The organism is Cryobacterium sp. Hh11 (assembly GCF_004404045.1).
Classification (GTDB): Bacteria; Actinomycetota; Actinomycetes; order Actinomycetales; family Microbacteriaceae; genus Cryobacterium; species Cryobacterium levicorallinum.
This window is the reverse complement of record NZ_SOHF01000015.1, coordinates 283,147-295,894: the sequence shown is the minus strand read 5'-3', so window position 1 is coordinate 295,894 and position 12,748 is coordinate 283,147. Positions and strand designations below refer to the sequence as shown.

Below are 12,748 nucleotides of genomic sequence, written 5' to 3'. Positions count from 1 at the left end.
AACAGACCCGATGACCTTGAGTCGTCGTCGGGGCCTTTAGCTCAGTTGGTAGAGCGCCACGTTTACACCGTGGATGTCATCGGTTCGAGCCCGGTAGGGCCCACAGTATAAATGCCTGATCAGAGGAAATATCTGCGTAATACGCAGTCTTTGCGACGCTCAGCTTGTTGTAGTCCGACTTGGCATTCAGATTGTGGCCATTGGCGATGATCCGCGTTTTGTGGGACGGCGGAGCCTCGCTGACCGCCACCGAGAACCACAGCAGCAACGAGCCCGATCTCGGTGTCAGATCAGCGATACGCTCGCACCAACCGTGGGTCGTCTGGTCTTCAACGGCTTCTCGACGGGGGTTCGGGCGTCATAGGCTCAGCACCACGACACGATTCCCCGTCACATCGACGGTGCCCGGGTGCTGCCCCGCTGAACCGGCGGGTCGAGATGGCCCGGCGCCTCCCGCGGCGCACCGGGACAAACGAAATCGCTCCTGAGGGTTTCTCAGGAGCGATTTCGTGTGGGTAATTCAGATCAGGCTGTCGGCTCAGTTTCCCGTGTATCGGAAGATGTACAGCCCGAAATCACGGTCGCTGGCGGCAACGTATTCGACGCCGTTGTTCTCGAACACGTCCACACCCCAGAAGTTGTTGCCGCCCTCGTCAATGAAGCGACCCGTCTCGACGAGTTTGTCGTCGATGATTGTGGTCACTCGAAAACCTCCCGCGTAATACGAGAAGTACGCCAGGTCGGCCCGCTGCTTGGACGTGGCCACCTCGTGAACCGAGAGGTCGCCGAAGCCCGCAGCGTAGGCCGGGTCCATGGCTTCGGGAATTGCATAGGTGTCCAGCTCGGACATCTTTCCCGTCGAGTTGTCGAAGAGGTGCACATAACCCCAACCGTCGAAGAACGCGCGCACGGAAACGAGGTCTCCGACGGCGCCCAGACTCAGGCCGGGAATCACGCTGGCAGCACCGGCGAGGCAGGCCGCGTTATCGTACGAGGCCTCGAGGTCGAAGAAACCGAATCCGGTTTGACGGTCGACCGAAGAGGTCGGGATGGTGCCGGCAACGCTCATCCCGAACGCGCCGCATCCGTCGGTACCCTCGCGGTTGATAATGACGATTCCGTCATAGCCGCCGGCCGCTTCAACGTTCGCCACCTTCTCGGTGAACGCGCACAGGCCGCGGGTGACGATCGCGATCCGGCTGCCGCTTGCGGTGACCGGTGCGGGTAGCACAATCGGATCACCGGAACATGCCTGTCCCGCGTAGACGGCATCACCGGTCAGCGACTCGCCGCCTTGCAGCTGCGGGGTGTCGCTGCCCTGCGAGATCTGAAACGGCGTCGCGGAATCATCCGTGGTGCCCTCCGCGCCGTTGGGCGCGAAGTCCTCGTCGGCACCGATTATGAACCTGTTGTCGAGGGTGAACTCGCCCTGGTGGCCGTTGCCTTCGGGCTTCTCGATCAGGCCTGCCGACTCCTGAAGCTGCGGGTCGGGGTTGGTGAAGTCTGTATCGCCGATATAGCTCGGGGTGTGCACGTCGGTCATGTCGACCGTGACGTATCCGGCGTCCCAGTAGGACAACAGCATCACCTGTTTTCCGTCGATCTGCTTGACGACGAGGTCATGCAGAAACACGTCGGTCAGGTTCGCCGGTGCGTTCTGGAGGATCTGCGGAAAGGTCTTGTCCAGATCGTATTCCGCGGTCAGGAACGGCTTCTTCGGGTTGGTGATGTCCATAATGTCGACATCGGTGCCCTCGTCATTGTCAACGATGACCGCGTACGCCTTGTCGCCGGCATCCCAGGCGAAGACGCTGTGGGTCTGGTTGGCGGTCTTCTTGCCCTGACCATCGGCTGTTGAATCGCCAACGCCCACGGCGAGTGGTGTGGGGTGCTCGGGATTCGTCACGTCATAGAGATTCATGCCGCCGAAACCTGCTTTGTCCTTGCACTTCTCGTTGTTGGTGACGAGCACGTCGCCGGTAAAGGCTGGCGTATCGAGTTGCAGGGCCTGGACACCCTCGCCCGGGTAGCTGCCCTCCTTGGACTGGATAAACGCGACCTCCTTCGGCTTCGCGGGGTCCTTGATATCCACGACGTGCACCCCGTTGTAAGTGCACGATACGACGCCCCACGCAGCAAGGTAGGCATAATCCTTGAAGACGCCCACGTCGGCGATCTTTTCAGGCACCGCGTTCTTCATCTTCAGTTTGGAGACTACGGTGACATTGGACTGTGTTGCCGGCAGATGACCGACCGTTCCGCCGTGCTGGTGGGCGTCGCGAGCGCCGTCGGCGGTCGATATCGAGCCGTCGTCCCCGGGTCGGGCCGATGCGACGGATGTTGTGGCGAGGATCAACGCTGCGACGGACACCAGCGTCAGTCCAGCGCGAATGGCAGGTGATTTGACCATGACACTCCTTCGGTGCGGAATTTTGAATCGAACGTTCGAACCGTAGTCCGCCCCTACACACTTTGGCAAGGAAGTACAAATCGACCAGGGTGTGGCCGCCATGGCGATACGGTGCGCATGCGTCGCCATGGCCTACCCCTCGCGGTGGATTTCGATCCGAATTCCTGCCGGACGCTTGTTCATCGCAAGCGTGGGTTACCGGACAGCAGGATGGCCGAGATCGCGACCAGAACCAGTGGGGGAAGGTCCTCTGGACTCGTGCATTCCGTGGCCTCATGAGGGCCTGATGCCCTCGGTCCGCGGGAGCCCCGGGTCACGACCAACGGCACCGCCGGTGTTGGGTGCCGCCGAGCTCGTAATGCTCGGCTAGTGTTGCGTACAGGCAGAACAAATCTGCTGGGTGTTTTGAGTCGGCGAAGCGTTGGTGTTCCAGCAGTAGGATTCGCCACAATCCCGGATTTTCGAGCAAGTTACCGCAAATGCGCAGTCTCTCGAAAGTCAGTGTTCTTGCGGATTTTCCTTGAATTTGGTTGCGACCGGACCTTTTACACCGTGGATATTATCGGTTCGAGCCCCGTAGGGCCCACAGAGAATTCTTCCAGAACTTGTGATCGTGAGGTCGAATGACACGCACGATGCAGGGCTTCTGGGTAGGGCTGGTCTGTTGTGTCTGATCGGCTGGCATTCGGGGCCGCGGTCGAACAGCTGTCGCTCGCTCACGAGAACCGCACCAGTATCTGTGCCCCTTTCATGCAGGTGCTGCCGGTCAATGCCGCAGCGGTGTGCACGCTCGGGGCCCCGTTTGGGTCCGAGACCGTGAGCGCGAGCAATGCCATGGCGGCCCACTTCGACGAGCTGCAATTCGACCTGGGTGAGGGGCCTGCCTGGGCGGCGCTGGCCACCAGACGGCCCGTACTCGTCGACAACTTTGCGACGTCGTCGGGCGCGACCTGGCCGGCGCTGATGAAAGCCGCACGGAACACCGAAGTGCACGCCGTCTACGCCTTTCCACTAATCATGGGGTCGGTCGATATCGGAGCTGTCTCGCTGTTTTCGACCCTCTCCGGCGGCCTCACACCCGCGCAGATTCTGGACGCGGAAGTGCTCGCACAGGTCGCCGCGCTCCAGGTCTTGCGTCGATCCATCACCGCGCAAACCTTAAAAACAAATCTGGAAGATAATGAAGGATATTCGAGGCGTGTCGTGCATCAAGCGACCGGAATGGTTCTGGCCCAGCTCAATCTTTCCGCGACCGACGCGCTTCTGATAATTCATGGACATGCTTTTGCTCATGGACGAACTGTTCGGGAAGTCGCCGCAGATGTAGTGACACGACGATTGGATTTCTCGTCGATTCCCGAGTCTTAGAATGGAAATATGGTGACAAAAACCCGGGAAGGTCAACTCCTTGAGACCTTCGTTACCCTGGCCGACACACTCGTCGCCGACTACGATGTCGTCGACCTCTTGCACACCCTGGTTGAGAAATGCGCCGCCCTGCTGGAGGCTTCGGCGGCGGGCATCATCCTGTCAGCCGGTGACGGCGAGCTGGAAGTCGTGGCGTCGACCAACGAACGCAGCCGCCTGGTCGAAATTTTGCAGCTGCGAGCCGGGAGTGGCCCGTGCGTTGAGAGTTTCACCTCCGGGCTGGCCGTCGCCGTTCCCGACATCGACAGCACGGGCGATAAATGGCCCAAGTTTCGCCAGGGGGCACTCGCCCAGGGCTTCGCCTCGATGCACGCCGTACCGCTGCGCCTGCGGGCAACGACCATCGGCTCACTCAATCTGTTCTGGGATCGCACCGGCGGGTTGAGTACGGCCGACACCAACACGGTGCAGGCACTCGCGGATGTCGCGACCATCGGCATCCTGCAGGAGCGCGCTATTCGCGAAAGCGACATCGTGCGCCAGCAACTTCAGCACGCGCTGAGCAGTCGAGTGTTGATCGAACAGGCCAAGGGCGTCGTGGCGTACACCCACGGGGTGCACATGGGCGATGCCTTCGACAAGATTCGCGAGTATTCCCGTCATAACGGTCTTCCGCTGGCCGATGTGGCCGAGCGCATCGTCAATCGCGTACTGATCCTCTAGCGTTGCAGCGTAAGCCGCGGCTAGTTGCGAACTAGCCGAGACTTACCTGCCGTTTAAGCTGGGCGGGCATATACTAATTTTTGCAGCCCCGGACCCTGGCAGCACACGCATCAACGGTGAGCTTGCGAGGGAGATCATGAAACGTATATTTCACCCCGGTGGGTCAGTGATTACCGGCAGCGATCTGGCTGATGCGGTCTTGCTGTATGCCGAGGCACTGTGTAACCGTCGACAAGTCGACGTCGTTGATATACCGGTCATGGGCGACGGCGGTATTCTCCTTCGCGCTCAGTTTTTGATCGGTTCCGCGAGTCAGCTGGTCAGCGTCACCGCGGACAGTCTGTCGCCAGAACTGGTAGAGCCGGAAACCACGGACTTTCTGCACCGCAAGGCCCAAACCGGAGCCATGATTCCGGCGGCGTGGACCCGAGAGGAGTCGGCTGCCGCGCAGTTCGACGAGTTCGATTACTGACCTACCTTTTCGTGGACCCGACGCATCGGGTTGCGTCGTGTCCGCGAAACCTTGGCACCGGTCGCCCGGTAGGCTGAACGGGTGCCATTCTCGCTCGCCGACGTTACCCGCGTCGCCCATACCCTCTGGCCCCCGGGCGGTGCCGAAGCGTGGGATACACCGGGGCTGGTCAGTGGCGATCCGAACGGACCGATTCGCAGCATCCACTTGGCCGTCGATACCGTCGCCGACACGGTCGACGAGGCCATTGCGGCCGGCGCCGACCTGTTGCTGACGCATCATCCGTTGCTGCTGCGCGGTGTCACGAGCATCGCCGAGGACACCTACAAGGGCGCACTGCTCAGCCGGCTGATTCGCGCCGACTGTGCCCTGCTGGCCGCCCACACCAACGCAGACGTGGTCGCTGACGGCGTGTCCGACGTGATCGCCAGTCGGTTGGGGCTGATCGACGCACTTCCCATCACGAGTGGCGCTGTGCCGGGCACCGGCATCGGACGGGTTGGTCGTCTGTCGAAACCGACCACGCTCGGACACCTGGCACACACTGTGCTGGCCTTGTTGCCGGCCACGGCTTCCGGGGTTCGCGTCGCCGGCGACTATGCAGCCCCGATCACGACGGTTGCTCTCTGTGGCGGTGCCGGTGATTCCCTGCTTCGCAATCCGCAGGTGCTGGCAGCGGATGTCTACATAACCTCCGATCTGCGCCATCACCCGGCGCAGGAGGCGCGCGAGCAGGCGCTCTGCGTCGGCGGACCCGCCCTCATCGACGTCGCACACTGGGCCAGCGAATGGCTCTGGCTTGAGCCGGCGGCCGTGCAGTTGCGGGCGAGCCTGCCGGGGGTGTCGGTCACGGTGAGTGAGTTGAACACCGACCCGTGGGATTTTTCCGTCGTGCACTAATTCTTTTTTCTTTCGTCAGTACAACTCAATTCCAGCGTTAGGTCAGGACATCGTGAAGGCATCACCACTCCAGCAGAAAGAACTTCTGCGGCTTCAGGCCCTCGACATCAAGGTTCTTCAGCTCAGCCACCAGTCAAAATCACTCGCGGCGCACACCGAGCTTGCCGCGCTCAACCGGGAGGCTGAGGCCAGCCGTATGAAGCTGCTCGGCCGGTCTGGCGAGCTCGACGACGTGCGCACCGAATTGGGACGCATCGAGAGCGACGTTGAGGTCGTTGAGAAGCGCATTGCCCGCGATACCGACCGCCTGCAGCACACCTCATCGATCAAGGACATCCAGGCCTTGGACTCCGAGGTGGCTTCACTCAAGAAGCGCCTGTTCGATCTCGAGGAGATTGAGATTGCCGTGCTTGAGCGCCAGGAAGAGCACGAGGCGGCCGTCGCTGTGGTGGAGCAGGAACGCGACGCCATCGCCGAGCGGGTTGCCGCGACGGAAGCCGTTCGGGATGAGTCGCTGGTCGACCTCAACCGTCAGCTCGGCGAGTTGACCCGTGATCGCGCGACGATCGCGGCTACCATTCCCGATGACCTCGCTGCCCTGTACGAGCGCCTGCGCATCAGCGGCCACGGCAACGCCGCGGCGCTGCTGCGTGCGCGTACCTGCAGCGGATGCACGATGACCTTGACCGGGAGCGACCTCGCTGATGCCCGTCAGGCTCCGGCGGACGAGGTCATCTTCTGCCCCGACTGTGGCGCCGTGCTGGTGCGCACCGAAGAGTCCGGAATCTAGCGCCGGTTCGCACGTCGACTGCCCGCCCGGTAGGCTTTGTACTCGGAATGGGTCGGCAAGACGGTCGCGTCATTCGGGAGATCTTCGGGTCAAGCGGATGCCGAGGAACGTCCGGGCTCCATAGAGCAGGATGGTGGGTAACACCCACCCGGGGTAACCCGCGAGACAGTGCCACAGAAAGTAGACCGCCACCAGCGCGAGCTGGGGGTAAGGGTGAAACGGTGGTGTAAGAGACCACCAGAGGCCAGGGTGACCTGGTCGGCTCGGTAAACCTCGTCCGGAGCAAGGTCAGACAGAAAGCGTTGAGGCGGCTCGCCGAGCTTTCGGGTAGACCGCTAGAGGGCTGCGGCAACGTAGTCACGAGATAGATGGCCGTCGACGGTGTGCAAGCACCTGGACAGAACCCGGCGTACTAGCCGGCCCATTCCGCTTCATTTACCCCGCGGTCCAGTGATAGAGCTTCTCCGGACGCCCGGCGTGACCATATTTTTGGGTGATGCCGGCACGTTCGGCGGCGACCAGGAATTCAAGATATCTGCGGGCGCTCACCCGAGCCAGACCCAGGTTTTGGGCTACGTCGCTGGCCGAGATGCTCACGGTGGCGCGCTTGAGCGTGGCCACGACGGCGTCGAGCGTCACCTCGGACAGCCCCTTGGACAGCGCTAACCTGGTGGGCCCAGGGGCACTGGCTGGCGGCGCGACCGTGCCGGGTTGCAGCATCCGGTCTATTCGGGCCTGGTCGAGCATCGATGCTGTTACGGCGGCGTGTTCGTGCAGGTCCAGCCGATGTTGAACGTACTGGTCGAGTCGCTCGAGCAGCACGTTCGAGGTGAACGGTTTGACCAGGTAATGCATGACCCCACCGGCCATCGCCGCCCGCACGGTATCGAGCTCCCTGGCAGCGGTGATGGCAATGATATCGACCGGGTCGCCGGGAAGATTACGCGCGGCCCGCAGCACCTCGATGCCGGACATACCGGGCAGATGGATGTCCAACAGCACCAGGTCTGGCTTCAGCCTCGTGATCAGATCGAGGCCGTCGGTGCCGGTATAGGCGACGCCGACGATCTCGAACCCACCGTGAGCGAGCAGAAAACCGGTGTGAATTCCCGCGACTGCACGGTCATCGTCGATGACTACCGTGCGGATGAGAGCCGTGCAAACGGGAGCCGTGCGAATGAGCGTCATGAGGCGGTTCCAATGGGGTTGGGCGAAGATGGTACGGCGGCCAGGAGCACGGTGAAGGTTGCTCCGCCGTGCTGCGACGGCTCGGAGGTGACGAATCCGGTGCGGCGCACGGCTACGCGCTGCACGAGCGCCAAGCCGAAACCGCGTGCTCCGGGGCGGCTGGCGTCCCGGGTGGACTGGCCGGCTTCAAATATTCGCACGCGGTCCTTCTCCTCGATTCCGGGGCCGTCATCGGAAACGACGATGGTGGCACCGGTCCTGTCTTCACTGAGGCGAACGTGGATGGTGCCGTCGGCACCGATCGCCTCCATCGCATTGTCGATGAGATTGCCGAGTACAGTGACCGGATCCGTCGTCCCATCGGGTGCCAAAGTAGAATTTTCGTCGATTACCAGATTGATGCCCTTCTCCGCTGCGATGGTGCTCTTGGCCATGAGCAGACTCGCCACGTCGGGGTCGGTGATGCCGGGGGAGAGCGCACGGGAGAGCACGGAACCACCGTGCCCGGCGCGAGTGATGAAATCCACCACCTGTTCGGTGCGCCCCAGTTCGATTAACCCCGAAATGACATGCATCTTGTTGGCGAATTCGTGGGCCTGGGCGCGCAAAGCCTGCGTCACATCCCTGGCGCCATCCAGGTCTTGCAGAAGCTGGTGCAGCTCGGTCCGGTCCCGCAGAATCAATACCCGGCCGACCAGTCGACCGTCGACGGCGGCATCGGTGGACCGCGCCAGCAGAACACGTTCACCGACGAGCACGGTCTCATCGCTTTCTCCGCTCTCGGCCAGCATCCTGGCCAGTTCCGCACCGACCACGTCCGTCGCCGGACGCCCCACCGAGTCATCGTCCGCGCCAAGAAGCCTGCGAGCCTCGTCGTTGACCAGCGCGACGGAACCGGCGGCATCCACCGCGACGAGACCCTCGCCGATACCGTGCAGCATCGCCTCGCGGGTCTCCAGCAGGGAGGCGATCTCTTCGGGCTCCAGCCGGTGGATCCGGCGCCACACCATCCGAGAGATCATCGTGGCCCCGGCTGTTCCCACCAGGGCAGCCCCGACGAGCCAGATCACCAGTTCGGGCAGGACCTTGTACAGGTCGGCGCGCAGCGTCTGCTCCAGAATTCCCACCGAGGCCATGCCGATAATGACTCCGGACTCGTCGTAGATGGGTAGTTTGACCCGCCAGGTTTCCCCGAGCGTGCCGGTCTGCGTGCCGACATAGGTCGCACCAGACAGCGCAATCGACGGATCGGTCGAGGTTACGCGGCCGATCATGGCCGGGTTTGGATGCGAATAGCGCACGCCGGTGTCGTCGGTGACGACGACGTAGGTCACATTGGCGGCCTCGGAGATCAGCTCGGCAATGGGCTGAATGGTGGCGCTGGGATCACTGTCGTCAAAGGCATCCACGATCGCGGGCAGCTCGGCCACCGACTGCGCGACTCCCACCATGCGGGCTTGATAGGCATCACGAATCTGCTGCTCCTGCAAGCGGATGGCGACCGACCCGGCAACGAGGACGACGATGAGAACAATAAAGAGTTGCAGAAAGAACAACTGTGTTCTCAGCGACATCGACTGAATCATTTTCCCATTCTCCCATCTGGCCAGGCGTGCAGTCCGACGGGCGCTGTCCGTAATGACCAATATGCGCACTATGACCGAATTCTTCCTCGGGCCGACGGGGCTCCATACGCTGGGGCACAGCGTAGCCATACGCATCACAGTGAAGTGAATAGAGGAAGACAGCATGAAACAAGGCTCAATGACGCGTCGAACCGGTTTGATCGTGACGGCGGCAGCATCCGTTCTGCTACTCGCCGGGTGCAGCACCCCGGCAGCGACCAGCGGCGGCAGCGATGAGGCTGCAGCCGGCATCGACAAGCTCAACATCATCGTCCCAGCCGACCCGGGCGGCGGCTGGGACCAGACCGGTCGGGCCATCGAAAAGGACCTGCAGGCCAACGACCTCGTGACGAGCGCCTCCGTCGTCAACGTCGGCGGCGCCGGCGGCACCAACGGGCTCGCCGCCATGAAGACCGAGAAGGACATCAACACCCTCATGGTGATGGGCTATGTCATGGTCGGTGCCGTCGAAACGAACAGCGCGGCCAACCGCATCGAAGACACCACCCCGATCGCCCGCCTCACCGACGAACCGCTCGTCGTGGTCGTTCCGGCGGATTCCCCGTACGACACCATTGGCGATCTGCTCGACGACATCGGCGAGACCGGCCAGGCCGTCTCGATCACCGGCGGATCGGCCGGCGGCGCCGACCATATTCTGGCCGGCATGATGCTCAAGGAACAGGGTATCGGCGCTGACAAGCTCAACTACATCCCCTACTCGGGCGGCGGACAGTCCCTGGCCGCGCTGCTCGGCAACAAGGTCAACGCCGGCATCTCCGGCGTCGGCGAGTATGCCGAGCAGGTCAAGGCCGGCAAGCTACGGGCCCTGGCCGTGTCGGGTTCGGATGCTGCCCCGCAGCTGCCCGACACCGAAACACTGACCGATCAGGGAATCGACGTTGTGCTGACGAACTGGCGCGGAGTGGTCGCCCCCGGATCCATCGATGCCGCACAGGCGAAGATCCTCACCACGCTGATGGAAGACCTGCACGCGACCGACACCTGGCAGACCACCCTCACCGATAACAACTGGGCGGATGCCTTCATGATCGGTGACGAGTTCGCCGCGTTCCTCACCGAAGACATCGCGACGGTGAAGGTCACGCTGAAAGACATCGGTCTGCTGTAACCCGATGACCGTTCCCACAGCCGAGTCGCTGGGCGGGGGTGGCCCGCACTGGGCTGCTCCAGCCCGGCCCGTCGGAGAAATAGTTTTCGCGTGTGTCATCCTCAGCCTGGGAGTCGTCGGCTTTATGGCCGGCGCCGACATCCGCACGCCGCCATCAGCCAGTGACATCGGTCCCCGCGCGTTCCCCTTTGTGGTCTCCGGACTGCTCGTCCTGATCGGCGTCGGCCTGATTCTCCAGCTGCTGCGCGGCCACGTCGGCGTCGCCGAAGAGGGCGAAGACGTCGACCCGAGCATCAAAACCGACTGGCTCACCGTCGTGAAACTGGTTGGCTTCGTCATCGTTCATATCGTGCTGATCGTGCCGCTTGGCTGGCCCGTCGCGGCCGCCGTGTTGTTCTTCGGCGCGGCCTGGTCACTCGGCGCCAAGCCCTGGTGGCGGAACGCCCTGACCGGCATCGTGCTGGCGTTGATTCTGCAATTCGTGTTCGCGGGCCTCCTCGGCGTGTCCCTGCCGGCCGGTTTCCTCCTGGAAGGGGTGGCCATCTTCAATGGATAACTTCATCAACCTGATGAATGGCTTCAGCGTCGCGATGCAGCCGATGTATCTGCTCTACGCGCTCGGCGGGGTCTTCATCGGCACCGCCATCGGCGTGCTGCCGGGCATCGGCCCGGCCATGACCATCGCCCTGCTGATGCCGATCACCTACAGCCTCGAACCGACAGCGGCCATCATCGTCTTCGCCGGCATTTACTACGGCGGCATGTATGGCGGGTCAACGACATCGATCCTGCTCAACACCCCGGGGGAGTCGGCGTCGATCGTGACGGCCCTCGAAGGCAACAAGATGGCCAAGGCCGGGCGGGGCGCTGCGGCTCTCGCCACGGCGGCTCTCGGGTCGTTCGTCGCCGGAACCCTCGCGACGGTGCTGCTGAGCTTCCTGGCACCGTTTGTGGCCGAGTTCGCCATCCAAATCGGGCCGGTAGAGTACGTGGCTCTGATGCTTGTCGCCTTTCTCACGGTAGGAGCCTTGCTCGGGGCATCCGTTCTGCGTGGGCTGGCCTCACTGGCCCTCGGTCTGTTCATCGCGCTGATCGGCGTCGACGCCCTCACCGGTCAGCAGCGCTACACCTTCGGTAATCCGTTTCTGGCCGACGGTGTCGACGTTGTGCTCGTCGCCGTTGGCCTGTTCGCCGTCGGCGAGGCCATGTACGTGGCGTCCCGGCTGCGGCACGGTCCGGTCAAGGTGATTCCGGTCACCGGCGGCTGGACGACCTGGATGAAGAAGGACGACTGGAAGCGGTCTTGGAAGCCGTGGCTGCGCGGCACCTTCATCGGCTTTCCGATCGGTACGATTCCCGCTGGGGGAGCGGATGTCGCCACCTTCCTCTCGTACGCGGCCGAACGTCGACTGGCAAAGGGCAAGAATAAGAAGCAGTTCGGCAAGGGCGCCATCGAGGGCGTCGCCGGCCCGGAATCGGCCAACAATGCGGCGGCGGCCGGAGTGCTCGTGCCGCTGCTCACCCTCGGAATCCCGACGACGGCCACGGCCGCGATGATGCTCGTCGCGTTCCAGCGCTATCAGATTCAACCGGGGCCGCTGCTTTTTGAAACCCAGGGCGCACTGGTCTGGACACTCATCGCCAGCCTGTACGTCGGCAACCTGATGCTGCTGATCCTCAACCTGCCGTTGGTGGGCATCTGGGTCAAGATTCTGCAGATCCCGCGCCCGTACCTGTATGCCGGAATTCTGGTGTTCGCCGGGCTGGGTGCCTTCTCGCTCAATTTCACGCCGGTTGACGTGGGTATTCTGCTCGTCGTTGGCGTGCTGGGCTTCTTCATGCGGCGTTACGGCTACCCGATCGCGCCGATGGTGGTCGGGCTCATTCTCGGCCCGATCTTTGAGAACCAACTGCGTCGGTCGCTAGCGATCTCACAGGGGGATCCAACGGCGCTCATCGCGTCACCGATCGCGGCGACCATCTACGTTTCGCTGATCGTGATCTTCGCCCTGTCGTATTGGATGAAGCGACGCCAGCGTGCGATGGAGTCTGAGCGAGTTTCCGAGGACGACCCCGTCGACGAACGGATGGCACGGTAGCGTTCGTCTAACCCAAACGTCAGCAGGACCGACACCACAAA

General features: G+C 62.7%; 11 protein-coding genes, 1 tRNA gene and 1 other RNA gene. 10 read left to right on the top strand and 3 right to left on the bottom strand.

Features of this window, described 5'->3' with window-relative positions; translation table 11 throughout:
• The first annotated feature begins 30 nt into the window (after window positions 1–30).
• A tRNA-Val gene (locus E3T46_RS06800) sits at window positions 31–103 on the top strand.
• A gap of 435 nt (window positions 104–538) precedes the next feature.
• On the opposite strand, the gene E3T46_RS06795 is transcribed toward E3T46_RS06800, so the two are convergent.
• The gene (locus E3T46_RS06795; RefSeq protein WP_166790186.1) at window positions 539–2,410 is read right to left on the bottom strand and encodes a PA domain-containing protein; all 1,872 of its coding nucleotides are present in this window, start codon (window positions 2,408–2,410) and stop codon (window positions 539–541) included.
• Between the two features lie 666 nt (window positions 2,411–3,076).
• Between E3T46_RS06795 and E3T46_RS06790 the strand changes: the two genes are divergently transcribed.
• The 6 genes from E3T46_RS06790 (at window position 3,077) to rnpB (ending at window position 7,091) form a co-directional block, all read left to right on the top strand.
• Window positions 3,077–3,778, top strand: coding sequence for a GAF and ANTAR domain-containing protein (locus E3T46_RS06790; RefSeq protein WP_134577939.1), 702 nt, complete (start codon window positions 3,077–3,079; stop codon window positions 3,776–3,778).
• 9 nt (window positions 3,779–3,787) lie between these two features.
• Window positions 3,788–4,501, top strand: coding sequence for a GAF and ANTAR domain-containing protein (locus E3T46_RS06785; protein WP_174844325.1), 714 nt, complete (start codon window positions 3,788–3,790; stop codon window positions 4,499–4,501).
• Between the two features lie 136 nt (window positions 4,502–4,637).
• On the top strand, window positions 4,638–4,973 hold the full coding sequence (locus tag E3T46_RS06780; RefSeq protein WP_134443923.1) for a hypothetical protein: 336 nt from the start codon (window positions 4,638–4,640) through the stop codon (window positions 4,971–4,973).
• An 81-nt stretch (window positions 4,974–5,054) separates the two neighbouring features.
• Entirely contained in the window at window positions 5,055–5,873 is an 819-nt protein-coding gene (locus E3T46_RS06775) for a Nif3-like dinuclear metal center hexameric protein (RefSeq protein WP_134577938.1), read from the top strand.
• 52 nt (window positions 5,874–5,925) lie between these two features.
• Window positions 5,926–6,663: a C4-type zinc ribbon domain-containing protein gene (locus tag E3T46_RS06770; protein WP_134577937.1), complete on the top strand. Its 738-nt coding sequence runs from the start codon at window positions 5,926–5,928 to the stop codon at window positions 6,661–6,663.
• 48 nt (window positions 6,664–6,711) lie between these two features.
• Window positions 6,712–7,091, top strand: an RNA gene (gene rnpB / locus E3T46_RS06765) — RNase P RNA component class A.
• A gap of 7 nt (window positions 7,092–7,098) precedes the next feature.
• On the opposite strand, the gene E3T46_RS06760 is transcribed toward rnpB, so the two are convergent.
• Both E3T46_RS06760 and E3T46_RS06755 read right to left on the bottom strand, forming a co-directional pair.
• On the bottom strand, window positions 7,099–7,851 hold the full coding sequence (locus E3T46_RS06760) for a response regulator (protein ID WP_134577936.1): 753 nt from the start codon (window positions 7,849–7,851) through the stop codon (window positions 7,099–7,101).
• Window positions 7,848–9,425, bottom strand: coding sequence for a sensor histidine kinase (locus E3T46_RS06755; protein ID WP_241980506.1), 1,578 nt, complete (start codon window positions 9,423–9,425; stop codon window positions 7,848–7,850). The genes E3T46_RS06760 and E3T46_RS06755 overlap by 4 nt, the downstream gene beginning before the upstream one ends.
• Before the next feature lie 190 nt (window positions 9,426–9,615).
• Here E3T46_RS06755 and E3T46_RS06750 point away from each other — a divergent pair, with 190 nt between their 5' ends.
• The 3 genes from E3T46_RS06750 to E3T46_RS06740 are packed head-to-tail and all read left to right on the top strand — an operon-like array spanning window position 9,616 to window position 12,707.
• On the top strand, window positions 9,616–10,608 hold the full coding sequence (locus E3T46_RS06750; protein WP_241980504.1) for a tripartite tricarboxylate transporter substrate-binding protein: 993 nt from the start codon (window positions 9,616–9,618) through the stop codon (window positions 10,606–10,608).
• 4 nt (window positions 10,609–10,612) lie between these two features.
• On the top strand, window positions 10,613–11,164 hold the full coding sequence (locus tag E3T46_RS06745) for a tripartite tricarboxylate transporter TctB family protein (protein WP_134471596.1): 552 nt from the start codon (window positions 10,613–10,615) through the stop codon (window positions 11,162–11,164).
• A complete protein-coding gene (locus E3T46_RS06740) occupies window positions 11,157–12,707 on the top strand; it encodes a tripartite tricarboxylate transporter permease (RefSeq protein ID WP_134577933.1) in 1,551 nt (516 codons plus the stop codon). Before E3T46_RS06745 ends, E3T46_RS06740 begins: the two co-directional genes overlap by 8 nt.
• The last annotated feature ends 41 nt before the right edge of the window (window positions 12,708–12,748 follow it).

Coding starts and splice junctions, on each gene's coding strand:
- E3T46_RS06795 (WP_166790186.1), bottom strand. CDS start 2,410: ATGGTCAAATCACCTGCCATTCGCGCTGGACTGACGCTGGTGTCCGTC.
- E3T46_RS06785 (WP_174844325.1), top strand. CDS start 3,788: ATGGTGACAAAAACCCGGGAAGGTCAACTCCTTGAGACCTTCGTTACC.
- E3T46_RS06780 (WP_134443923.1), top strand. CDS start 4,638: ATGAAACGTATATTTCACCCCGGTGGGTCAGTGATTACCGGCAGCGAT.
- E3T46_RS06760 (WP_134577936.1), bottom strand. CDS start 7,851: ATGACGCTCATTCGCACGGCTCCCGTTTGCACGGCTCTCATCCGCACG.
- E3T46_RS06755 (WP_241980506.1), bottom strand. CDS start 9,425: ATGTCGCTGAGAACACAGTTGTTCTTTCTGCAACTCTTTATTGTTCTC.
- E3T46_RS06750 (WP_241980504.1), top strand. CDS start 9,616: ATGACGCGTCGAACCGGTTTGATCGTGACGGCGGCAGCATCCGTTCTG.
- E3T46_RS06745 (WP_134471596.1), top strand. CDS start 10,613: ATGACCGTTCCCACAGCCGAGTCGCTGGGCGGGGGTGGCCCGCACTGG.
- E3T46_RS06740 (WP_134577933.1), top strand. CDS start 11,157: ATGGATAACTTCATCAACCTGATGAATGGCTTCAGCGTCGCGATGCAG.